General features: G+C 44.6%; 20 protein-coding genes and 1 tRNA gene. 12 read left to right on the forward strand and 9 right to left on the reverse strand.

Going from position 1 to position 22,632, the window contains the following annotated elements; translation table 11 throughout:
* Nucleotides 1–5: 5 nt before the first annotated feature.
* Nucleotides 6–362: a hypothetical protein gene (locus tag FEM55_RS23340; protein WP_138283741.1), complete on the forward strand. Its 357-nt coding sequence runs from the start codon at nt 6–8 to the stop codon at nt 360–362.
* 95 nt (nt 363–457) lie between these two features.
* Nucleotides 458–1,081: an OmpH/Skp family outer membrane protein gene (locus FEM55_RS23345; protein WP_138283742.1), complete on the forward strand. Its 624-nt coding sequence runs from the start codon at nt 458–460 to the stop codon at nt 1,079–1,081.
* 112 nt (nt 1,082–1,193) lie between these two features.
* On the opposite strand, the gene FEM55_RS23350 is transcribed toward FEM55_RS23345, so the two are convergent.
* The 3 genes from FEM55_RS23350 to FEM55_RS23360 form a co-directional block, all read right to left on the reverse strand.
* Complete coding sequence (locus tag FEM55_RS23350; protein ID WP_138283743.1) at nt 1,194–1,958, reverse strand: succinate dehydrogenase/fumarate reductase iron-sulfur subunit; 765 nt, start codon at nt 1,956–1,958, stop codon at nt 1,194–1,196.
* A 108-nt stretch (nt 1,959–2,066) separates the two neighbouring features.
* Nucleotides 2,067–4,055, reverse strand: a complete 1,989-nt coding sequence (locus tag FEM55_RS23355; RefSeq protein ID WP_138283744.1) for a fumarate reductase/succinate dehydrogenase flavoprotein subunit — start codon at nt 4,053–4,055, stop codon at nt 2,067–2,069.
* A 66-nt stretch (nt 4,056–4,121) separates the two neighbouring features.
* Nucleotides 4,122–4,793 (reverse strand): succinate dehydrogenase cytochrome b subunit, encoded by a 672-nt coding sequence (locus FEM55_RS23360; protein WP_138283745.1) that lies wholly within the window; start codon nt 4,791–4,793, stop codon nt 4,122–4,124.
* A gap of 573 nt (nt 4,794–5,366) precedes the next feature.
* Here FEM55_RS23360 and FEM55_RS23365 point away from each other — a divergent pair.
* The 5 genes from FEM55_RS23365 (at nt 5,367) to FEM55_RS23385 (ending at nt 11,820) form a co-directional block, all read left to right on the forward strand.
* Complete coding sequence (locus FEM55_RS23365) at nt 5,367–8,204, forward strand: T9SS type B sorting domain-containing protein (protein ID WP_138283746.1); 2,838 nt, start codon at nt 5,367–5,369, stop codon at nt 8,202–8,204.
* A 101-nt stretch (nt 8,205–8,305) separates the two neighbouring features.
* Nucleotides 8,306–9,184, forward strand: a complete 879-nt coding sequence (fabD, locus tag FEM55_RS23370; protein ID WP_138283747.1) for an ACP S-malonyltransferase — start codon at nt 8,306–8,308, stop codon at nt 9,182–9,184.
* Nucleotides 9,185–9,251: 67 nt separating this feature from the next.
* Nucleotides 9,252–9,322, forward strand: a tRNA-Gln gene (locus FEM55_RS23375).
* A 209-nt stretch (nt 9,323–9,531) separates the two neighbouring features.
* Nucleotides 9,532–10,137: a TetR/AcrR family transcriptional regulator gene (locus FEM55_RS23380; protein ID WP_138283748.1), complete on the forward strand. Its 606-nt coding sequence runs from the start codon at nt 9,532–9,534 to the stop codon at nt 10,135–10,137.
* A 180-nt stretch (nt 10,138–10,317) separates the two neighbouring features.
* Complete coding sequence (locus FEM55_RS23385; RefSeq protein WP_138283749.1) at nt 10,318–11,820, forward strand: lipopolysaccharide biosynthesis protein; 1,503 nt, start codon at nt 10,318–10,320, stop codon at nt 11,818–11,820.
* Between the two features lie 6 nt (nt 11,821–11,826).
* Here the strand turns inward: FEM55_RS23385 and FEM55_RS23390 are convergent, their stop codons facing one another.
* Together FEM55_RS23390 and FEM55_RS23395 are read right to left on the reverse strand one after the other, a co-directional pair.
* Nucleotides 11,827–12,573, reverse strand: a complete 747-nt coding sequence (locus FEM55_RS23390) for an ABC transporter ATP-binding protein (protein ID WP_138283750.1) — start codon at nt 12,571–12,573, stop codon at nt 11,827–11,829.
* A 42-nt stretch (nt 12,574–12,615) separates the two neighbouring features.
* Nucleotides 12,616–13,344 carry an MlaE family ABC transporter permease gene (locus FEM55_RS23395; RefSeq protein ID WP_138283751.1) on the reverse strand — a complete coding sequence of 243 codons (729 nt, stop codon included), beginning with the start codon at nt 13,342–13,344 and terminating at the stop codon, nt 12,616–12,618.
* 62 nt (nt 13,345–13,406) lie between these two features.
* Here FEM55_RS23395 and FEM55_RS23400 point away from each other — a divergent pair, with 62 nt between their 5' ends.
* From FEM55_RS23400 to FEM55_RS23410, 3 genes are all read left to right on the forward strand, one after another.
* Entirely contained in the window at nt 13,407–14,117 is a 711-nt protein-coding gene (locus FEM55_RS23400; protein ID WP_138283752.1) for an SDR family oxidoreductase, read from the forward strand.
* A 73-nt stretch (nt 14,118–14,190) separates the two neighbouring features.
* Nucleotides 14,191–15,099 carry an ROK family protein gene (locus FEM55_RS23405; RefSeq protein WP_138283753.1) on the forward strand — a complete coding sequence of 303 codons (909 nt, stop codon included), beginning with the start codon at nt 14,191–14,193 and terminating at the stop codon, nt 15,097–15,099.
* 59 nt (nt 15,100–15,158) lie between these two features.
* The gene (locus FEM55_RS23410) at nt 15,159–15,869 is read left to right on the forward strand and encodes a glycosyltransferase family 2 protein (protein WP_138283754.1); all 711 of its coding nucleotides are present in this window, start codon (nt 15,159–15,161) and stop codon (nt 15,867–15,869) included.
* Between the two features lie 41 nt (nt 15,870–15,910).
* Here FEM55_RS23410 and FEM55_RS23415 read toward each other — a convergent pair whose 3' ends face one another.
* From FEM55_RS23415 to murB, 3 genes are all read right to left on the reverse strand, one after another.
* Nucleotides 15,911–17,686, reverse strand: a complete 1,776-nt coding sequence (locus FEM55_RS23415; RefSeq protein WP_138283755.1) for a T9SS type A sorting domain-containing protein — start codon at nt 17,684–17,686, stop codon at nt 15,911–15,913.
* 82 nt (nt 17,687–17,768) lie between these two features.
* Nucleotides 17,769–18,992, reverse strand: a complete 1,224-nt coding sequence (locus FEM55_RS23420; RefSeq protein WP_138283756.1) for a Dol-P-Glc:Glc(2)Man(9)GlcNAc(2)-PP-Dol alpha-1,2-glucosyltransferase — start codon at nt 18,990–18,992, stop codon at nt 17,769–17,771.
* 9 nt (nt 18,993–19,001) lie between these two features.
* The gene (gene murB, locus FEM55_RS23425) at nt 19,002–20,018 is read right to left on the reverse strand and encodes a UDP-N-acetylmuramate dehydrogenase (RefSeq protein ID WP_138283757.1); all 1,017 of its coding nucleotides are present in this window, start codon (nt 20,016–20,018) and stop codon (nt 19,002–19,004) included.
* A 111-nt stretch (nt 20,019–20,129) separates the two neighbouring features.
* Between murB and FEM55_RS23430 the strand changes: the two genes are divergently transcribed.
* The gene (locus tag FEM55_RS23430) at nt 20,130–20,699 is read left to right on the forward strand and encodes an SPOR domain-containing protein (protein WP_229209394.1); all 570 of its coding nucleotides are present in this window, start codon (nt 20,130–20,132) and stop codon (nt 20,697–20,699) included.
* Between the two features lie 74 nt (nt 20,700–20,773).
* Complete coding sequence (gene gmd / locus FEM55_RS23435) at nt 20,774–21,886, forward strand: GDP-mannose 4,6-dehydratase (RefSeq protein WP_138283759.1); 1,113 nt, start codon at nt 20,774–20,776, stop codon at nt 21,884–21,886.
* A 158-nt stretch (nt 21,887–22,044) separates the two neighbouring features.
* Here gmd and FEM55_RS23440 read toward each other — a convergent pair whose 3' ends face one another.
* Entirely contained in the window at nt 22,045–22,476 is a 432-nt protein-coding gene (locus tag FEM55_RS23440; protein ID WP_229209395.1) for a thioredoxin family protein, read from the reverse strand.
* Nucleotides 22,477–22,632: the final 156 nt, after the last annotated feature.

Genomic DNA, 22,632 nt, shown 5'->3' on the forward strand with positions numbered 1-22,632 from the left:
CGGATATGAATTTCATTATCATTGTTATTATATCAGCTGTAATGCAGCTTTTCATGCCGTGGTGGATTGTGGCCGTTGTTCCGTTTGCTGTTTATTTCTGGCGTCCGGGAAATTCTCCTTTCCTGGCCAGTTTTGCTGCTATTGCATTCGTTTGGCTGGCGTATGGTTTTTATCTTCATCTGATTTCTGACGGCGCCATGTCAAACAGAATTGCAGAAATACTCTCACTTTCAAACGGATACATACTGTTGCTCGTTACCGCACTCATCGGCGGGCTGGTCGGCGGATTGTCGGGATTATCCGGGTTTCTGATAAAAGGGCTTTTGCCGGGGCGCTTGCCGCATGCTTCTTCTCGAAATTAAACATGTAATTGACAGCGCGTTGCCGATATTCATGGTACTTAAACACAAATCATTATCTTTGCGGCTCGTTCAAAAAACAATAAAACTTTACAAACGTGAATAACAATACTTCGTTAATTTGGAACATCGTGCTTACGCTTGCAGTTGCGGTGTTATTCTTCTTACATTTTTCAAGCAAACCCTCGGCGGATGCAGGCGTGGCAGCAGACGGAAATGTGGTTCCCGGCCGCCGTACCGTTTATGTCCAGGTTGATTCGCTGTTAAAAAACTACGATTTTTTCAAGGATACCCGAAAAGAACTGGAAAACAAGAATTTCCAATTGGAAAATGAACTGAATACAAAAGGCCGTTCATTGCAAAACGAAGTTGCTTTCTTCCAGCAAAAAGCACAAACCATGACGCCGGAGCAGGCACGTTCCACAGAGGCTCAGCTGATGAAAAAACAGCAGGACCTTGTTGCATACAGAGATCAGTCTGCGCAGGCGCTGGGCATGGAAGAAGCCAAGAAAAATGAAGAGCTTTACAAAAACATCCGTTCGTATATTGATAAATACAACAAGGAAAATGGCTACGAATATGTACTTGGCTATTCACTCGGAGGTGGAATCCTGTTCGCCAATCCTTCTCTGGACGTAACCCAGAAAATCATTGACGGCCTGAATAAAGAATACAAAGGCTCAAACAAATCTGCTGCGGCGGATTCTACCAAGAAGAAGTAATTTATTCAATACTATCAAACGCAAAACAGGCGGCCCAATGAATGGGCCGCCTGTTTTGCGTTTGGTCAAAAACTTGTAAAATCCTGAAACCCTATCGGGATTTCAAATCGGTTTACACCGCTGTCGATGAAAACTTCGCGCCGATGTATTCGCGGTTCATACGTGCTATATTCGACATGCTGATTTCCTTCGGGCATTCGGCTGAACATGCACCTGTGTTGGTACAAGCTCCGAAACCTTCTGCATCCATCTGTGCCACCATTTTCTCCGCTCTGATGCTGCGTTCTGCCTGTCCTTGCGGCAGCAATGCCAGCTGGGAAATTTTAGCAGAAACAAAAAGCATTGCCGAAGCATTCTTGCAAGCTGCCACGCAAGCTCCGCATGCAATACATGCAGCCGCTGAAAACGCATCATCTGCTGCTTCTTTCGGTACAGGCAAGCTGTTTGCATCCTGTGCATTACCTGTATTTACAGATATGAAACCGCCTGATGACATAATCCTGTCAAATGCATCCCGGTCCACAACAAGATCTTTCAATACCGGAAATGCCTTTGCGCGCCACGGTTCCACAACGATCGTATCTCCGTCGTTAAAAGAACGCATGTGCAACTGGCAGGTTGTAACACCTTTCAACGGACCATGCGGACGGCCGTTTATATACATGGCGCAGGAACCGCATATTCCTTCCCGGCAATCATGATCAAATGCGATGGGCTCTTTTCCTTCAACTACGAGCTTTTCATTCAATACATCGAACATCTCAAGAAACGACATATCAGGAGAAACGCTATCGAGATTGTAATTTTCAAAACCGCCCGCTGTATCTTTATTACTTTGTCTCCACACTTTGAGCGACAAATTCATATTTCCTTCCATACCTATATTCTTTTACTAAGATTACTTATCCTACAAACTACAAATTTACTGCTGCAAGCAAAACGGTTTTCCGAAAGTCTCCGTTATCAGAGACTCCGGCTAAAACGCTTACTTATAACTTCTTTGTGCAATCTTTATATTTTCATAGATGAGTTCCTCCTTATGAAGTTCCCATTTGTTGTTACCTAAATTTTCCCAGGCAGAAACATACATGTAGTTTTCGTCATCACGTAACGCTTCTCCTTCTTCTGTCTGGTATTCTTCACGGAAATGGCCGCCACACGATTCATTGCGATCCAAGGCATCGATGCACATCAGTTCACCAAGTTCCATGAAATCTGCAATGCGGTTGGCTTTGTCCAGCTCAGGATTGAAGTATCCGGCCGTACCCATTACTTTCACATCTTTCCAGAACTCTTCGCGTAACTGCCGGATTTCAGCAATGGCTTCTTTAAGGCCTTTTTCGTTTCTTGCCATTCCGCATTTATCCCACATGATTTTGCCCAAACGGCGATGGAATGTTTCAGGAGATGTTTTTCCCTGAATGCTCAGCAATTTCTCAATCCGGTCTTTAACTTCTTTTTCAGTTCTTACAAAAGCTTCATGATCCGTGGAGATTTTTCCGGTACGGATTTCACTTGCCAGATAAGCACCGATTGTATAAGGAATCACAAAATAGCCATCCGCAAGGCCCTGCATCAGCGCAGATGCTCCCAAGCGGTTTGCACCGTGATCAGAGAAATTTGCTTCTCCCAGTGAGTACAATCCCGGAACAGTAGTCATCAGGTTATAATCCACCCAAAGTCCACCCATGGTGTAGTGAACCGCCGGATAAATCCGCATCGGCACTTCATAAGGATCTTCTCCGGTAATCTGCTTGTACATATCGAACAAGTTGCCGTATTTTTCTTTTACAACCGCTTTACCCCACAAGGTAATATCCACATCAGATGCATTGTGAATGTTGTTTTTATTCGCTTCTGCACGTCCATAACGCTGAACAGCAGCCGCAAAATCCAGAAATACAGCCAGTTTGGAAGTTCCAACGCCATAACCTGCATCACAGCGCTCTTTGGCAGCTCTGGAAGCAATGTCACGCGGAACAAGGTTACCAAATGCAGGATACCGGCGTTCCAGATAATAATCGCGTTCTTCTTCAGGAATTTCATTTCCCGGGCGGTTGTCATTCTTCGCCTTGGGAACCCAGATACGACCATCGTTACGCAATGATTCCGACATCAGAGTCAGCTTGGACTGATGCTCGCCGGATACCGGAATACATGTCGGGTGAATTTGAGTAAAGCATGGATTTCCAAAGAAAGCACCGCGTTTATGCGCTTTCCAGGCTGCCGTTACGTTACTGCCTAATGCATTGGTAGACAAGTAAAATACGTTTCCGTATCCGCCTGAACAAAGCAGAACAGCATGCCCGGCATGTCTTTCCAGTTCACCTGTAATCAGGTTCCTTGCAATGATACCACGGCATTTTCCGTCGATCACTACAACATCAAGCATTTCATGACGGTTGTACATTTGCACCGTTCCCATTCCGACCTGACGCTGCAGACCGGAATAAGCCCCCAGCAGCAGTTGCTGTCCGGTTTGTCCGGCTGCATAAAATGTTCTCTGTACCTGAACACCACCGAAAGAACGGTTTGACAGCAAACCGCCGTATTCGCGTGCGAAAGGAACTCCTTGTGCTACACATTGATCAATAATACTTCCGGAAACTTCCGCCAGACGGTGCACATTGGCTTCCCGCGAGCGGTAATCTCCGCCTTTTACCGTATCATAAAAAAGACGATGGATTGAATCTCCGTCGTTCTGATAATTCTTTGCAGCATTGATACCGCCCTGTGCAGCAATCGAGTGCGCACGACGCGGAGAATCCTGAAAACAAAAAGCTTTTACTTTATAGCCCAGCTCGGCAAGTGTCGCAGCTGCAGAAGCACCGGCAAGTCCGGTTCCGATTACAATAATTTCAAGATTTCTTTTATTCGCAGGATTTACAAGCGGAACAGAGGAACGGAATTTACTCCATTTTGTTTCCAGCGGCCCTTGAGGTATTTTGGCATCCAGACGAGATGAAGTTGCCATATATGAATGTTATTTAATCAAAAAATTTGAAATAAATTTAAGCTGTACGGATAATCCACAGCTATGTTACTGAACCCAGCCAAAATAGATTGAAATAGGCATTAAAGCGAACAGAAGCGGAATAACAATAGAATAAGTAACTCCGATAAGGGAAACAAACCTGTTATATTTAACATGATTCCATCCCAAAGTCTGAAAAGCACTTGCAAATCCGTGCAGCAAATGCCAGTACAATGAAAAGCATCCGGCAACGTAAATCAGTACAACCCAGATATTCTTGAAGAGATCGAGCATCATCTGATACAGATTCAGTTCTTCTCCCGTTGCAAACTGGTTGGAGCGGTTCGGAATCCAGAAATGAGCCGTATGGATCACCAGAAAAATAAGCAGCAGTGTTCCCAAAAGCCCCATGCTTCTGGAATACCAGGTGCTGTTCGCAGACGGGTTGTTGACAGCGTAATTGACTGGTCTTGCATCATTGTTGGTTTTCCATAACAGAAGCCCGTCAATAATGTGAATCAGAAATCCGGCAACCAGACCGATTTCGAGGGTTCGGATAATCGGGTTGGTTCCCATAAAATGCCCCCAGTGAGTAAATGTTTCTCCGCCGTCATTGTAAAAAATCATGGCATTGATACCGGCATGAATTACCAGAAAAGTTATTAAAAAAAGTCCGGTAAGAGCCATCAGAAGTTTTTTACCGATTGAACTCGTTAACGTTTGTGAAAACCACGACATAGCAAACACGAATGGTTTTAGTGCAAAAATTAGGTATATTTAGAACCTTTCAAAGGTATATCACAAACGTATGCAAGGCAAAAAAACCTAGCTATTTTTATAAATGGGGCTATTATTTATAATGATTATTAAGAATTTGCCCGCCCTATAAAAACCACTTAATTTGACACTTTGTATATGAGTTAGTGAGATACGGCATTATCGCGGTCATGCTTAAAAAACCATACCGTTGCAGATGAATGCAGACGGTCCTGAACGTTATAAGACCAATCGGCTTACAACCATCAGACTGACTCGGCGTATCTGAAGTATAACAAAGTTTTTACAGGATTGGTGCGGTACGGATCTACATGTTTTAGGAGTTGTTTTGTAAGTTTACAGAATCACGAATTATAACATTCTTCCAGCACACATTTTTATTTAAATTTTCGTTGATTTAAATGGTTGACAAATGACGGTTTTTATTGTGCCAACCTCCATCTAATTAGCTCGACTCTGATACTTATGCGACCTGCTTTACGACTCTTGGTATTTTCCTTCTTGCTGACCCTGCTATGCACCGGATATGATGCCATGGCGACACACATACGCGCCGGCGAGATTACAGCAAGAAGAATTTCTCTTACTACCGCAACATACGAGATCAAGCTTACGGCCTATTTTGACATGGAAAACGGTAAAAATGCTGCCGATGCCCAGAACGATGCCTGGTTTACAATCGGCAATGTCGGTTCTACAGGTACGCCGGACATTATAAGAGCCCCGCGCGTCCAACCTATTCTCAATATCGGCAACAATACAACCCAGAACACTTACATCATCAACTATACTTTCCGTTCTACGGGACAATACAGGATTTCTTTTGAAGAAGATAACCGGAACAATGGCATTCTCAACATCGGCCCGCCTCCTACGCAGGGCCTGAACTTTTATGTAAGTACAATCCTTGAAATCAATGCCAACTTCGGACTGAACCGCACGCCGGTGTTGCTTAATGCGCCTATTGATCTTGCAGCGGTAGGCCAGCGCTATATTCATAACCCAAATGCATTTGATGCAGATGGCGACAGTCTTGCTTACCGTTTGTTTATACCACAGAAATACGGTGTAAACGGAGCAGGAATCAACCTCCAGTATGTGGATCCAAACCAGATCGGCGCACCGGGCAGAACAGAAGCCGGTGCTTCTCCCGCTACTTTCAGCATGAATCCGCTGACCGGCGATCTGATCTGGGATGCTCCTGTGGTCAAGGGTTATTACAATGTTGCCTTTGTGGTGGAAGAATGGCGGGATGGTATCCCGATCGGGGAAATTGTGCGAGACATGCAGATTATTGTGGAAGATGCACGGAATGACAGGCCACTTATTACACCTTTGCCGGACATCTGCGTGGTAGCAGGAACACTTATTAACCAGCAGGTAAAAGCAACGGATAAAAACGGGGACAGGCTTACGCTGACCACAAGCGGCGGGGTTTATTCAAATACACTCGTCTCACCCGAAGTTGCCAAATTTACCGTTCCCCAGCAGGGTGCTGCCGGTTCTGTAACCGGCCAGTTTACATGGCAGACTTCCTGCAATCACATCAGGCTTGAACCTTATGACGTGCTCTTTAAAGTGGAAGATGCGCCGGGAGCGGGTGTGCCAAATCCTTCCCTGTTCCGCAAACTTGCCGATATGACAACCCTCAGCATCCGGGTTTACGGACCGAAACCGCTGGGATTGCGGGCTGTTGCTGCCACTGATCCGGCAGGCCCTGCTTACAGACTTTCGTGGAACGCCTATAGCTGCCAGATTGCCGGTGCACGCATAGTCGTTTACAGAAAAGAAGGCTGTACCGATATAATTGTAGATGATTGCCTTACAGGAATTCCTCCGGGTTCAGGATACCAGCGGATCGGAACGGTTCCTGTTAACCAGACTACTTATCTGGATAATAACAATGGCAGCGGACTGCGCGCCGGCATATCGTACAGTTACAGGATCGTAGTGGAATTTCCGCGTCCCGGCGTAACAGCCAATGAACCCGGAAGCCTTATCGGCGGAGGGGAAAGCCTTGCATCTGATGAATTCTGCCTGAACCTGCCTTCGGTCATGCCGGTTATTACTAATGTAACTGTTGATTCCACAAGCGATTCCAAAGGTGTGATTACTGTTAAATGGATCAAGCCGGTTGCTACTGCGGGACTTCCTGCACAGTACAGGCTGTTCAGGGCCGTAGGACAAAATGGAACTGCATTTACACAAATTGCTTCTATCAATACCAACCTTGCAGCGGGTGCGCCCGATACGCTTTTTATAGACAGAAACCTGAATACGCTGCTGAATGCCTATAACTACAAACTGGAATACTGGTATACAGAAGGCGGCAAGCTGGTCAAAATGGACGAAACCGAAACGGCAAGCAGTGTGCGGCTGGAACAAGGCGCAGCACAGCCCAATCAGGTCAGACTGAACTGGTCGGCAATTGTTCCGTGGAGCAACAGTAACCGAATACACCGGGTTTACAGAGAAGACAAAACCAAACCGGGTACGTTTAACCGCATTGCCGAAGTTAGCGTACAAGGCACGCAAACATTTACCTATACCGACGACGGAACAGACAAATACGCTGCTGACGGAACGGTTAATACCACCATTGTGAGCGATTCGACTTACTGCTATAAAGTAGAAACGGTCGGTTCTTATAATAACAGCCAGATCAGGCCGGCGGTACTTTACAACTTCTCGCAGATTCTCTGCGTATCATCTTCCGACACCACAAAGCCGTGCCCGCCGGTGCTGGCGATTGATCCGCTGAACTGCGATTCACTGAATGCGCATCCGGACGCCTTTTGTGATCAGGTGAGTTTTACCAATCATCTTTCTTGGACTTATCCGCAGGAAGTCAACGGCCAGGAATGTGATCCGAATGTAGCTGCATACCGGTTATATTACGCACGATATGAAGGCGATGTTCCGGCACTGCTGACTACAATCACAACCCCGCCGGTTCCGCTTTCCACTTCTTACGATCATCAGGGCCTGACTTCTTTTGCAGGATGTTATTACGTAACAGCTGTGAACAGGTTTGGTGCGGAAAGTGCCCCGAGCAATACCGTTTGCAAAGACAATTGTCCGATGTTTGTGCTGCCGAACGTATTTACTCCGAACGGCGATTCGAAAAACGATATTTTCCAGCCTTACGAATGCCCGAGCTTTGTTCAGTCCGTTGAATTCAAGGTATATAACCGATGGGGCGCGCAGGTATTCAAAACGCAGGACGTCAATGTGAACTGGAACGGCAAAACAAACGCCGGAAAAGAACTGGCAGCAGGACAGTATTATTATGAAGCCGTCATCCATTTTGAGTCGTCCAAAAAAGATAGCCCTCCGACAACCATTAAAGGTTGGGTGCAGTTACTCAGATGAGCTATCCAGTTTTTTCTTTCAAGATCAAGTATTTCCTTTGTAGCCCGGTTAACCATACCGGGCTTTTTGTTTGCTTGTGGATAACTTAAAATACTCTTAACATGAAAACCGCATATATTTTCCCCGGCCAGGGCTCGCAGTTCAAAGGAATGGGGCTTGATCTATATCAGTCATCCGATTCGGCGAAAGTCTTTTTTGAAAGAGCCAACAAGATCCTGGGCTTTGAAATAACAAAAATTATGTTTGAAGGTACGGATGAAGAACTCAAACAAACCAACGTTACACAGCCTGCCATCTTTATACATTCCGTGATCCTGGCCAAGATCAATCCCGACTTTAAGCCAAGCATGGTTGCAGGCCACTCGCTGGGTGAATTCTCCGCGCTGGTTGCTGCCGATGCCTTGTCTTTTGAAGACGGGCTGGCGCTGGTTGCCAAAAGGGCTGACGCCATGCAAAAAGCATGTGAACTGCGTCCTTCCACAATGGCTGCAATTCTCGGGCTGGCTGACCATATTATTGAAGATATATGCGCGGGCATAAAAGATGAAATAGTGGTTCCGGCCAATTACAACTGCCCGGGCCAGGTTGTGATTTCCGGTACCGTAGCCGGCGTGGAAAAGGCTTGTGAGCTGCTGAAAGCCGCAGGCGCGAAAAGAGCGTTGATTTTGCCGGTTGGCGGCGCTTTTCATTCCCCATTAATGGAGCCTGCAAGGGCAGAACTGGCTGCGGCCATTCATGAAGCGCAGTTTCAGCCGCCGGTTTGTACGGTTTATCAGAATGTAAATGCAAAACCTGCAACTGAAGTTACGGTCATTAAGGAAAACCTGATTTCGCAGCTGACAGCGCCTGTAAGATGGACGCAATCCATTGAGCAGATGGTTGCTGACGGAGCAGAAAGCTTTGTTGAATGCGGTCCCGGAAAGGTATTGCAGGGTCTGGTAAAAAAGATTGCCGGAAGCGTGGAAGTAAAAAGCATTTAAATTTTTTTCAATAAAAACTTGACAACCTGAATTACCCGCATTACTTTTGCACCACTGTTTACGGTTTTGGCCGATGGTGTAATGGTAACACAGGACATTTTGGTTGTCTTATTCAGGGTTCGAGTCCTTGTCGGCCAACAGTTTCTTAAAGAGCTCATCCAGAATGAGCTCTTTTTTTATGCATTACAGTCGCAATTATTCTAAACTGACACTAACAGTTTAGAGCTTAAAATTAAATACTTTGATTAGTAACAAAAATTGAACAAAGGTTACATATATTGTCTATTAATAGAATATTTCCAGATCAAATATTACATTAATAATTTATTAACCTAAATGGCACCCATATGAAAGTCGATAAAATCAAAAAGCGTGATCGCGAACGCACAAAAGGAAAGATCCTTAAAGCTGTGGGTGAAGTGATAGAACAGCATGGAACTGAAAAAGTCGGCGTAAACCTTATTGCAAGAACCGCCGGAGTTAATAAAGTTCTGATTTACAGATATTTCAATAGTGTTGATGGTTTGATGGAAGAATATGTAAAGTCAGGCGAGTACACTTCTACATACGAAGCCGAATACTTTGAAAGTATTCCGAATTTGCATCCTGACGAGCGAAGCAAAGCCCTGACCAGCCTGATGCATACTTTTATGAACGACCTGCGCGCCCGTAAATCAACGCGGGACTTGCTCAGGTGGGAAATCGGGACGGGGAAATCGATGTTGTCAGACGCCAGAAATCAGGTTGCCAAAAAGATTCTTGAAAAAATCGGCGACCTTCCCAACTACAATGATACAAGTGCATTGATCGCCTTTTTATCCGCTGGAATCTACTTTCTTGCAATTTCTGCCGATTACCGTGAAAAAATGCTTGATGTTGACCTGCATTCCGACGAAGGCTGGAAACGCATTGAAAATATAATTGAAAGAATTATTACAGATGTCAAAAGCTGAAATCTCTAATTAATGCCCTGAGTTAAAATGTGAGCCTTTTTCCATCGCGGAGAAAGGCTCTCTTTATTTCGGGATATCCCTTTTCCTTCCCTTATATTTGCTTCATTATACTTTTACCAAACGTTATCTTAACCTGAATTTACAGTTGGCGCCAGTAACTTGCGCGCCGGCTCAATGATCATGAGTGCTTTAAAAAAACTGGCCAGTGAAACTGCAATATACGGGATCAGCACGATGCTGGGCCGCTTTCTGAATTATCTGCTGGTGGCGCTCCATACCAAACTTTTTGAACCTGAACAAATTGCCGTACAAGGCCAGCTTTATGCTTATGCCGGACTGGCCATTGTATTGTACACTTTCGGGATGGAAACTGCCTTTTTCCGTTATGGAAGACAAGAAACCGACCGGAAGCAATATTACAACCTCATTCTTAGCGCTGTTATCCTTGTCAGTGTCTTTTTCTCCGGACTGCTTTTCATCTTTGCCGAAAGTGCTGCCGAATTCATAAAATACCCCGAAAATGTCTTCATAGTAAGAATGTTCGCCATCATAATGGCTATTGACGGCATTGTTTCCATTCCGTTTGCGCGGCTGAGACTGGAAGGAAAAGGAAAGAAATTCGTCATGATCAGGGTTGTCAATATCCTGATCAATATTTTTCTTAACATCTTTTTTCTGATAATCTGCCGGGATATTCATGCGGGCAAATACCTGAGTTTTCTGAAACCATTTGTTGATGTGATTTACAGTCCGCTGCATGCGCCGGATTATATCATTATGGCCAATCTGATTGCCAACCTGTTCTTTTTCTGGATGCTGCGGAAGGAACTGGCCGATTTCAGATTTGTTTTCAGTAAAGAGCTTTTCAAACCCGTATGGGTTTATGCATTCCCGATTATGATCATGAATGCAGGCGGCGTTGTGAACATGCTTTTTGACCGCGCGTTTATCCAGTTTCTGTTACCCGAAAATTTTTATCCGGGGCGTACGACCAAGCAGGCCATCGGAATTTATGTACAGTGTTACAAGCTGTCCATTTTCATGAACCTTGCCATTCAGGCTTTCAAATACGCTGCCGAGCCTTTCTTTTTTTCAAAAGGAGAAGATAAAAATGCGCCGCCGGTATTTGCGAAGGTGACCAAGTACTTCATCATTATCTGCGTGCTGATGTGGGTCGGAATTTGTCTGAACCTCGATTTGTTCGCCGAGTTGTTCCTGAAACAGAAAATTTATCATGAAGGGCTTTCCGTTGTACCGTGGCTACTGGCGGGATATCTTTTCCTGGGCATTTATTACAATATGGCGGCCTGGTTCAAACTTACGGACAAAACACAGTACGGAACCTGGCTTACACTCACAGGCGCTGCTATAACCATGGCAACGAGTTTTGTGCTTGTGCCCCATACCGGTTACCTGGGCTTTGCCATTGCCTTTGCCGTATCGGGCTTTGTAACGGTTTCGCTGTGTTATTATTACGGCCAGAAATATTATCCCGTACCCTACGAAGTAGGCTCGGCATTGGGCTACATCGGAGCCGGGGCATTGCTTATCTATGTTTCAAGTTTGTTCAGCTTCAGTGACCTCTGGATCGCCGTTCCTGTACATATGCTTGTATTTGCAGCTTTTGCCGGCGTTGTTTTTTTTATGGAACGGAAAAACATCCCTTTTTTACAAAGAAGATAACCGGCGTTATTTCTCCATTTCCCGCAGCAGCTTGTTGGAAAACAAAAACTCTTTCAGTTCCGGCACATCGGTTTTTACAATTTCGGTATTTAGCCCTTCCCAGAGTTTATTGCCCTGATAAAGAAAGAAAATATTTTGTCCGATTTCCATTACGGAGTTCATATCGTGCGTAATGATAATGGTTGTAATCTGATACTCTTCGGTGATTTCTTTAATGAGTTCGTCAATTTTTACAGACGTGAGCGGATCCAGACCCGAATTGGGTTCATCGCAAAAAAGATACATCGGGTTCATTACAATCGCACGCGCAATGCCGACACGCTTTTTCATTCCGCCGCTGATTTCCGAAGGCATTCTTTTGGCTGCCGCTTCCAGTCCGACGCGCTGAAGACAGAACAAAACCCTTTCCTGTTTTTCTTCAATAGTCTGGTCCGTCAGCATGTCCAGCGGAAAACGTACATTTTCCTCCACCGTTTTGGAGTCAAAAAGGGCACCGCCCTGAAAAAGCACGCCCATTTCCCGCCGTATGGATTGCTGTGTTTCCCTGTCGCTGTTGTAAAAATCGCGGCCATTGTAAAGTACGCGTCCCTGATCCGGTTTCACAAGCCCGATCATGCATTTCAGCAAAACGCTTTTCCCGGTTCCGCTTCCTCCGATAATCAGGTTGGTTTCGCCCTTCTGAAAAGTAGAAGAAATTCCTTTTAAAACTTCCTTACCGTTAAAAGCTTTGACTATATTATCGACTTCAATCATTTCTAGTTTGGTTGTGCTTGTTTGCAGACGTCCTTTTCAGGATTATAATAACAGCTGTGCCAGCAGATAATCCGCAATAAGGATAGAAATACAGCTGTTTGTAACCGCATCCGTACTTGCTCTTCCGACTTCCAGTGCGCCGCCTTCAGTATAAAATCCTTTAAAAGAAGAAATGGATGCAATCAGAAAGCCGAAAACAAATGGTTTTACACACATGAAAAATATATTATACGGCACAAAGGAATCTCTGATCCCGTATAAAAAATCCCGTTCCGTAATAACACCCGTCAGCGTACCCGCGAGATATCCACCAAAAATTCCCAGAAATGCAGAAAAAATAACCAGCATCGGAAAGGTGATCATTGCTGCGATTACTTTTGGCAGAACAAGATAGGAAGCTGAATTGATGCCCATTACTTCCAGCGCATCAATTTGCTCGGTGATACGCATGGTTCCCAGCTCGCTGGCGATATTGGAACCTACTTTTCCTGCAAGTACGATGCAGGTGATCGTCGGCGCCAGTTCCAGTATTTCCATATCCCTGACGATCAGCGCGACTGTGGAAACAGGAATGATCGGACTAACGAGGTTATAGGCCGTCTGAATGCAGGATACGGCGCCGATGAATGTGGAGACAATGGCTACAATGAATACCGAACTTACGCCGATCCCCACGCATTCTTCCATCAGCCGCCGCCAGTAAACCGCCAGCTTCTCCCCTTTCCCGAGCAAGGTTCCTAAAAAAATAAAGTATTTCCCGATTACAGACATAATATCTAGATTGTATTCAATATTTTCGGGAAAATTAGGCAAAAAAAGAAGCAATCAGAAAAATGAATCCATTAGCGGTTATAACCGGCGGAACAAAAGGGATCGGAAGAGCGTCCATTGAACGTTTTCTGGAAAACGGATTTGATGTAATTACTTGTGCCAGAAAGGCTAATGACCTGGAAGCAATGCATAGCGAATTGCATGGACGTTTTCCTTCATCCGCACTGTATTATTTACCGGCTGATCTTTCCATCCGAAGCGAGCTGGATGCGTTTACAGCATTTGTAAAATCAAAAAACCGTGTAACGGAAGTTCTTATCAATAATACGGGCGTATTTATTCCCGGACAAATCCATAACGAAGAAGAAGGAACGCTTGAAAAAACGATGGAAACCAACGTTTACAGCGCATACCATCTTACCCGAAGCTTGCTTCCGGAAATGATGAGAAGCAAAAAAGGACATATTTTCACGATCTGTTCCACGGCAAGCATTATGGCATATCCGAACGGCGGCTCATACTGCATTTCCAAATTTGCATTGCTGGGCATGACTAAAGTGCTGCGGGAAGAAATGAAGCCTCATCAGATAAAAGTGACGGCCGTATTGCCCGGCGCTACCTTTACAGAGAGCTGGAAAGGAACGGATTTGCCGGAAGATCGTTTTATGGACGCCATGGATGTTGCCGACTCCATATGGGCGGCTTATTCGCTTTCTGCCCGTGCCGTTGTGGAAGAAATTTTAATCCGTCCACAGCTTGGAGATTTGGATTGATTAGTAAACAATAACGCAATTTTACTAAATTGCCGCATTTTTAAAATTATTTATTAAACCCATATTTCATTTCATGGAACAATACCTCGGTATAGACGTGGGCGGTACTAACGTAAAAATGGGGATCGTTGACGCTACAGATGGAAGAATTTCAAATTTTTACAGTCACGATACCGCCAGCTGGCGCAATTCAGGGCATTTTATAGAACGGTTGGGAGATGCCATTGCATTGCAGCTTGTTGAATATCCTGAGGTCAGAAGAGTGGGCATCGGTGTTCCCGGACTTACAACGCGTGACCGGACTACATTGATAGAAATTACTGCAATTCCCGAAATTGACGGAATCGCCATTGTTCCAGATCTGAAAGCAAGGTTTCCAAACCATGATTTTTATCTTGAAAATGACGCCAATGCCGCTGCACTTGGAGAATATTATTTCGGAGAAGACAAACTGCCCGAAGATTACATCTTCGTAACGCTCGGAACCGGAATCGGCGGCGCGGCCATTATTGATAAAAAAGTATTCAAAGGCGGCGGAGGAAATGCCATGGAACCGGGACACGTTCCTTCCAAAAACGGGAAAGTGCTGGAAAGAAATATCGGAAAGAAAGAACTGCTTGACCTGGCTAACTCCATGCGTGCCAACTACACCGGGCAGACACAGCTTCCTGCCGATGGTACAATTTCCACAACCGGCCTTGTTGCTGCTGCATCCGGCGGAGATGAACTGGCCAGACAGGTCTTTTATGAAATGGGGTTTTTGCTTGGTGAAGGTCTTGTTTCCATGATCCGTATTTTGGATATAACCACTATTCTGATCGGAGGCGGCATTTCAGCTTCGTTCGAATTTATCCTGCCTGCAATCAATGACCGCTTCAAATACTGGCTTACCCCTTATTATTTGCAGACTATTACGATAAAACGCGCCACACTGGCAAATGATGCCGGACTTTTAGGCGCGGCGTCTTTATGTTTTGATTAATAATTATTTCGGTTATTTTTGTAGAAATACTTAATTCATAACCGTCCTGTTTATTCCTGATGAAATTATCTGTTATAGTTCCAGCTTACAATGAAGAAAAGACTATTTGGAAAGTATTGGAAAAGCTTAAATCCGTTGAGCTGATCGGTGGATTCAGAAAGGAGATTGTGATTGTAAATGATTGCTCCGCCGACAATACCGAAGGCGTGGCCAAAAGGTTTATTCAGGAAAACCCTCAGCTGGAAGTGAGCTATTTCAGGCATGAGTTTAATCAGGGAAAAGGGGCGGCATTACATACCGGGATTCGAAAAGCAAGCGGAGATTATATTATTGTGCAGGATGCCGACCTTGAGTATGACCCGCAGGAATTCAACATTCTTTTGAAGCCGGTTATTGAAGGTTATGCAGACGTGGTTTACGGTTCGCGTTTTATGGGCGGACGTCCGCACAGGATCCTGTTTTTCTGGCATACGATCGGAAACAAGTTCCTAACGACTTTGAGTAACATGTTCACAAATCTGAATCTTACGGATATGGAAACCTGCTACAAACTGTTCCGGGCGGATTTACTTAAAAACATTGTATTACTGGAAAAAAGGTTCGGATTTGAGCCGGAAGTAACTGCCAAGATATCCAAAGTTCCCAAAATCAGGATTTACGAAGTAGGCGTTTCCTATTATGGAAGAACGTACGAAGAAGGTAAAAAAATCAACTGGAAAGACGGTTTCCGCGCATTGTACTGCATTGTACGCTACGGGCTGGGAAGCTAGATCCTTTCATCATCTTTGAAAATCGTCAGACAATAAACAGGTTATTGTTTGACGATTTTTTGTGTAATTACCTCACCCGCTGAATTTTGCAGTTCAAGAATATAGGTTCCGGCCGGCCACATGGCAATATTGAGCGCAAAGTTCTTTTCTGCTTTCAATCTCGAAGCATAATAACGCTGACCTTTGATATTGTAAATATTAAGCTGTCCGGTAGCCGGCTGCTCGAAATTGACGGTTAAAAGATTGCTTGCAGGATTTGGATAAACCTGCCAGAAAAGCTCTTTTTTATTTGGTTCCACACCAAGTACGGGCGGTGAATCAATGGCTACATCGTAAAATGAAAATGCGCCAAGTCCTCTTTTGTTCCGCAGGAACGGACCACTTAAAAATCCGATTTTAAGACCGCCGGGTTCCGGCAGGTTTTTAGGGAAAAAATTCGGGAGATAGCTGATTTTAGTAGCGTTGGACGATTCTTTCAGCGTAAGTATAACTTCATTGCCTTCTACTCTTCCGGAAAGTATCTGCTGCTGGGTTTCATCTCGGTCCAGATAAAAAAAGTCTTTCAGGCTTAGTGTCAACGGCTGGCCATTCTGGCCTGTAATGACGGTATCCGCGGCCCATTTCAGTTCCTGGCCTTCATCAAAAGTCAGTATGATTTCATTCCTGCTTTCTTTTGTAAACCTAGCATTAATGATATCCGGACAGCTAACGTTGCTCGTATCTGTGGAATAGTAAAGCGAAGGTCTTAAAAAAGCAAAGAGCCTGCGTCCAATTTCTTCATATCCTGCCTTGCTGTAATGAACGCCGTCATATCCCGGAACGCCAATGGGCGTAAAATGATCTGTTTTGGGGTAAATGTATTTTGTGCGCCGCAGAAAGTCTCTGATCTGCCCTCCTACCGGCGTTGTATTTTCATGATTCAGAACGATCACGTTACTCTGCATCACGAGAAACTTTTCCACTGCAGGATAATCCTTATCCCAATATTTATAAAGCTGATCGTACTGTGTGGCATAATTGGGAATGTACTCGAATACTTCCTGTTCACCGTGCATCCATACAAATGCACGGATGCGGCTTGGCTTGGCAACGTTCACGCGATAAAGAAGTGAGCCGTAAAGTGTATTCTGATTGGCAGGATTGGCATTGTCTCTCTGCAGAAATTCACTGATCTTTTTTCCGGGCAAACATCCGTTGATTATACAAGTCGGAATGCCTTCTTCTTCCAGAATCATTCTCTGGAGCTGAATTTCCCATGCGCCGACATACGTCCACGACCAGCCAGATTGAATCCAGAGTGTATCTGCAGGCGTAATGGCCGGGCTTCCGTCCGGAACTCTGGCAATGGTACGGCAATACTTGTTTGACCAGTCACCAAAAACCGTCGCTGCGCCATTGGATTGTCCGCTTACAACAAAGAAATCACCTGCAACAATATCCGTCCGTTTGATGAGCTGCATGGAATCTTTCCCGTTTCGGGCATACACTTCGAAATCATAATCGGCCATTTCAGCTTTGATGACCGGCAGCAATTCAAAAGTAGTCGTCGTTTTACCGTTGTAGCGCAAAGAATCTTTTGTATACGCAAACCGCTCTTTGTTTCTGTAAGTAACCACGGAAATATAATCCCAGCCCGGGATTTCGATCATACCCGAAATCGGTACTTCCGCATAGCTGCTGTCATCACGTGCATATAACTGAAAATCTCTTGGAAGACGGTCAAAAATCACCGAATAGGCACGCTGCGCAAAAGTATGATCCGCATATGTGACAAGCAGGATAAAAAATACTACAACCTTTGTTCTGGTAAAATTCATTTCATTCAGTACTGTTTATAAATGCCTGGACCTACTTTTATCAGATCCTGTTTTAAAATCAATAACTCGACTTCTGTATAAATTATTTTATTGTCACCGGCTTTGTAACCGCTTCTTTTTCAGATAAAGACCAATGCGCATCGAACATCGTCAGAAACCATAAAGCCATAATTACCGGCAGGGAATATTTGTCCCACGAAAGCTGCGCTTTGCCAAGCAGCAACGTGTTCAGAACCATCATCCACCCCGCAAGATTGAATTCCGGTGAAATAAACCGCATCAATGTCAGCAGCATCAGCAATCCGAAACACAGCTGTTTGATCAGGCCTGAAATCCCGATTGTCATCATAAACTGGTCAATGTAACCCAGATATGGCCAGGTGAAATACGGATTATGTGCCTGCTTTGCCGGAAAAATCACTACGATAACGACAGTAAATAACAATAATAATACAAAAAGACGAGGATGCCTGCGCGGGTAACTTGCAAAGTACTTTATTTTCCCTGTCAAAATAACTTCCGGTATAACGTAATAAACGGCCAGACAGACACATGCGTACATGACATAGCCGAAGTTGTATTTTACAAGCTTGTCGGAATCGTAATGCTGCTGCGCCATTACTTCGGCCGGTGCCGGGCCTTTCCAGAGTAAAAACCACGGTATGATGCTTAAAACCGCAATGGCGTAATAGATCCAGACTTTCTCCATGAGCAGCCGGTTTGTGAAGTCTCTTACATTCGATGAACTTCTGAAGACATTGCAGAATTCATAAGCTACGATGGCAGCCGGAAATGCAAGCATATACTGACGGCAGCTTACTGCCGCAACAAACAGCAAAAGGCCGCCCAAGTGCATGCGTTTCAGGTAGGCAATAATGCCTGCAAGTACAAAAAACAGCGCAAAAATATCCGTGTAATAATAAACGCTGCAGAGGTAATAGTTGGGAAAAGCCATCAAGCCCGCAAGGCAAAGCCAGAACCTTTTTGAACGATCGGGGCTGTTCCAGATAAACAGCATCAGCAGCAGAAAGCTTGTCGTAAAAGTAAGCAGCCTTAAATACTGGATATTTCCCCCAAAAGCATGTACAATCCAGCCGCCAAGTATGAACGGAACCGGCGTATTCAATTCATTATAACTTTTCAGAAGATCAATGGAAGGCAGAATTTCATGACTGAAAAGTACTGCAGTCGGCAAGTAATGAAATTCGTCCTGATATAATGCTACGGTAAAACGATCTTTCAGTAAAAAGATGATCAGGAACAAAACTGTAACAAATAGCGATGTGTATAATTTTCTGGAAACCATGGTGTTTGTTTAAACAAAATTTACTTCGGCGCTCAGTCGGATTCCGAATTTTTCCTCCACAGAATCCTGTATTTTTTCTGAAAGCCTTTTGATATCATTTCCGTTGCCGCCGCCGTAATTGACCAGCACCAAAGCCTGCCTTTCATGTACGCCGATGGAACCTTCACGGTAACCTTTCCAGCCTGCTTTTTCGATCAGCCATCCGGCAGGAACTTTTACCATACGGTCGTTGACAGGATATCCCGGCATTTCGGGATAACGGTTTTTAAGTGCTGAAAACTGCGTTTCGGCAATTTCCGGATTTTTAAAGAAACTGCCCGCATTCCCGATTTGCGCAGGATCGGGAAGTTTGCTACGGCGAATGTGGATGACGGCGTTGCTTACGTCTTTTATGGTTGCTTCAGTTACATTCAGTTCCTGTAATGTTTTCTGAATATCTCCGTATGCAATGTTAAGAACAGGATTTTTACTGAGCTTGAAAGTTACATTTGTAATAATGTACTGATCTTTCAGCTCCTTTTTGAAGATACTTTCCCGGTAACCAAACCGACATTCCTCTTTTGAAAAAACCCTTAATGTGCCGTCATTTACTGCAACCGCTTCAACGGAGACAATCACATCTTTAACTTCAACACCGTAAGCGCCTATGTTCTGCATCGGGGCCGCGCCGACGGTACCGGGAATGAGCGAAAGGTTTTCAACACCGCCGTAATTTTTTTCAACGCAGTACATGACGAAAACATGCCAGTTTACGCCGCCGCCCAGCCGCAGCCAGATATTTGCATCGTCTTCCTTTATTTTTTCAATTCCCCTGATATCCGGATGAATGACAAGCGCATCCATATCTTTTGTGAACAGGACATTGCTTCCGCCGCTCAGGATAAATTTTGGCGTCTGCTGCCATACGGGATCCAGCAGGATTTCAGTTAATTCATCAACGGACCTCACTTCTGCAAAATACCGTGCAGTGGATTCCAGCCCGAAAGTATTAAAGTGACGAAGTGAAAAGTTGGTCTGGATTTGCATAGAAAATACGGATAAGTCGGGCAAAGTTAGGTATTACATTGAAAATTGCGCAGTATGGTGATTCATCCATTTTTAACTAAGTTTGTAAGCTCATTTGTAATAATGATAGGTATGTTGCTGAAAAACAAACTTTTCTGGACTTTCCATATTGGAATTATCATTCTTTCAGGATGTAGTAAAAAAACGGTTGTCAGTACATCTTCCGCAGAGTACCGGGAAGATCTTGCAACGGTGCGGCCCCGCCCGAAATTGGCGGAACCTGCAACGGAAAAGAAACCGGATGCAACCACTCCGGTTCCTTCAAAGCCGGCTTCCGGTGCAAGCGCCGACAAACCGTTATATGTGAACAAAAAGCTGGAAACCGTACTGGATACGCTGGCAAAGCAGAACAAATCGATACGTTATATCAACGGCTTCAGAATCCAGATTTATGTAGGAAATGTGCGGCAGGAGGCAGATGAAGCCAAATCCTATATTTATCAGACGTTTCCTGATATGTTTCCGTATGTAACCTACACTCAGCCGACTTACCGCGTGAAAGTCGGGGATTTCATGTACCGAAGCGATGCAGAACAATACTTGGAACTCATACGGGAACAGTATTCTTCTGCCGTTATCCTTGCAGACCGGGTAGAAATAAAGCGCAGCCTTCTGCTAAATACATCGCTTGAAAACAACTGAGATTTGCGGCACTTGACTAAATTGCGCGCTCAATCAACCGGATACCATTTATCCACACATACATACTGATCATCATGAAAAAAGCCCTAATTACCGGAATTACCGGACAGGACGGTTCTTATCTGGCAGAACTTCTGCTGGACAAAGGATACGAAGTACACGGTATCAAGCGCCGGAGTTCACTCTTCAACACGCAGCGCATTGATCACATTTACGAAGATCCGCATGAGAAGAACGTCCGCTTCCATCTGCATTACGGTGATTTGAGCGATTCAACCAATATTATACGCATTGTTCAGGAAGTACAGCCCGACGAGATTTACAATCTGGGTGCCATGTCACATGTTCAGGTCAGTTTTGAAGAACCGGAATATACAGCCAACGTGGACGGAATCGGGACGCTTCGTATTCTGGAAGCGGTCCGGCTTCTGGGACTGACCAAGAAAACACGCATTTATCAGGCTTCCACATCCGAACTTTACGGACTTGTTCAGGAAGTGCCGCAATCCGAACGCACACCGTTTTATCCGCGCTCGCCTTATGCCGTTGCCAAACTGTATGGTTACTGGATTACGGTAAATTACCGCGAAGCTTACGATATGTTTGCGGTAAACGGGATTCTGTTCAATCACGAATCACCGTTGCGGGGTGAAACCTTTGTAACCAGAAAAATTACCCGCGCCGTTGCCCGGATTGCACTGGGCCTTCAGGATAAGGTTTATCTCGGAAACTTGGACGCGCAACGCGACTGGGGACATGCCAAGGATTTTGTAGAAGCTATGTGGCTTATTCTTCAGCAGGACGAACCCGAAGACTTTGTAATTGCAACCGGCATTACAACCCGCATCCGGGATTTTGTAAAAATGGCATTTGCAGAAGTTAATATTGAAATTGAATTTACAGGAGAAGGCGTGGACGAAGTCGCCAAAGTTGTACGCTGCAACAATCCTGACTTTCAGATTGAAGCAGGCAGAGAAGTCGTTGCAGTAGATCCGCGCTACTTCCGCCCCACAGAAGTGGAGCTTTTAATCGGCGATCCCACAAAATCAATGACCAAACTGGGCTGGAAACCGAAGTACGACCTGAAAGCACTTGTGAGCGATATGGTTGCAGCGGACGTTATGCTGTTTAAAAAAGACCGGCTTCTGGAAAGCAGCGGCCACCGCGTTCCAAACTATTTTGAGTAACAATTCGATTGTACGCTTATAAATGAAAATGCCCTGAACATTGAAATTCAGGGCATTTCTGTTTAAAAATCTAGTATTGTATTACAATCAGTAAAGATCATCAATCAAAATTAACGCTAAAAGCCAGTCGCTAAAAGCTAACCGCTAACAGCTTTCCATTAAACCGCGCCCGGTACTTTCTTGATGGATTTTGCAATTTTAATCAGCGTTTCCGGCTTCTGATAACCGATAACCTGCTTTACGATTTTTCCGTCCGGATCAATAAAGAACAATGTCGGGTAACCTTCCAGCAGATATTTATTGGCAAGCGCCGGACCTTCGCCGCTTTCCATATCAAACTTTACATTGATGAAGTTTTTATTGAAAACCTCTGCGACATCAGGACGGGTAAAAACGTTTTTCTGAAGCAACTTGCAAGGTCCGCACCAGGTTGTGTACGCATCAAAAAATATTACTTTTTTCTCCTGTTTGGCTCTTTTCAGAATGGACGCCCAAGTTGCTTCTGTAAACTGGATTCCTTTTTCTTCCGCCTTGTTACTACTGTTTTTGTCATCCGCCTTTACAGCTGAGAAAGTCAGGGCAAGACACATTAGAAGAAAAGCTGTTTTTTTTAACCCTTGCATAATTTATCTGGTTTGATTCGGTTCTGATTAGTCAATAACGAAAATACCCTTTTGTTTTATTTTATCCAAAGCCTTGGAATCCGCTTGTTTGCATATTGCGGTAAAACATTTTTTAAAAAGTAA

Origin of the sequence: Dyadobacter sediminis, assembly GCF_005860765.1 — a bacterium.
Taxonomy (GTDB): domain Bacteria; phylum Bacteroidota; class Bacteroidia; order Cytophagales; family Spirosomataceae; genus Dyadobacter; species Dyadobacter sediminis.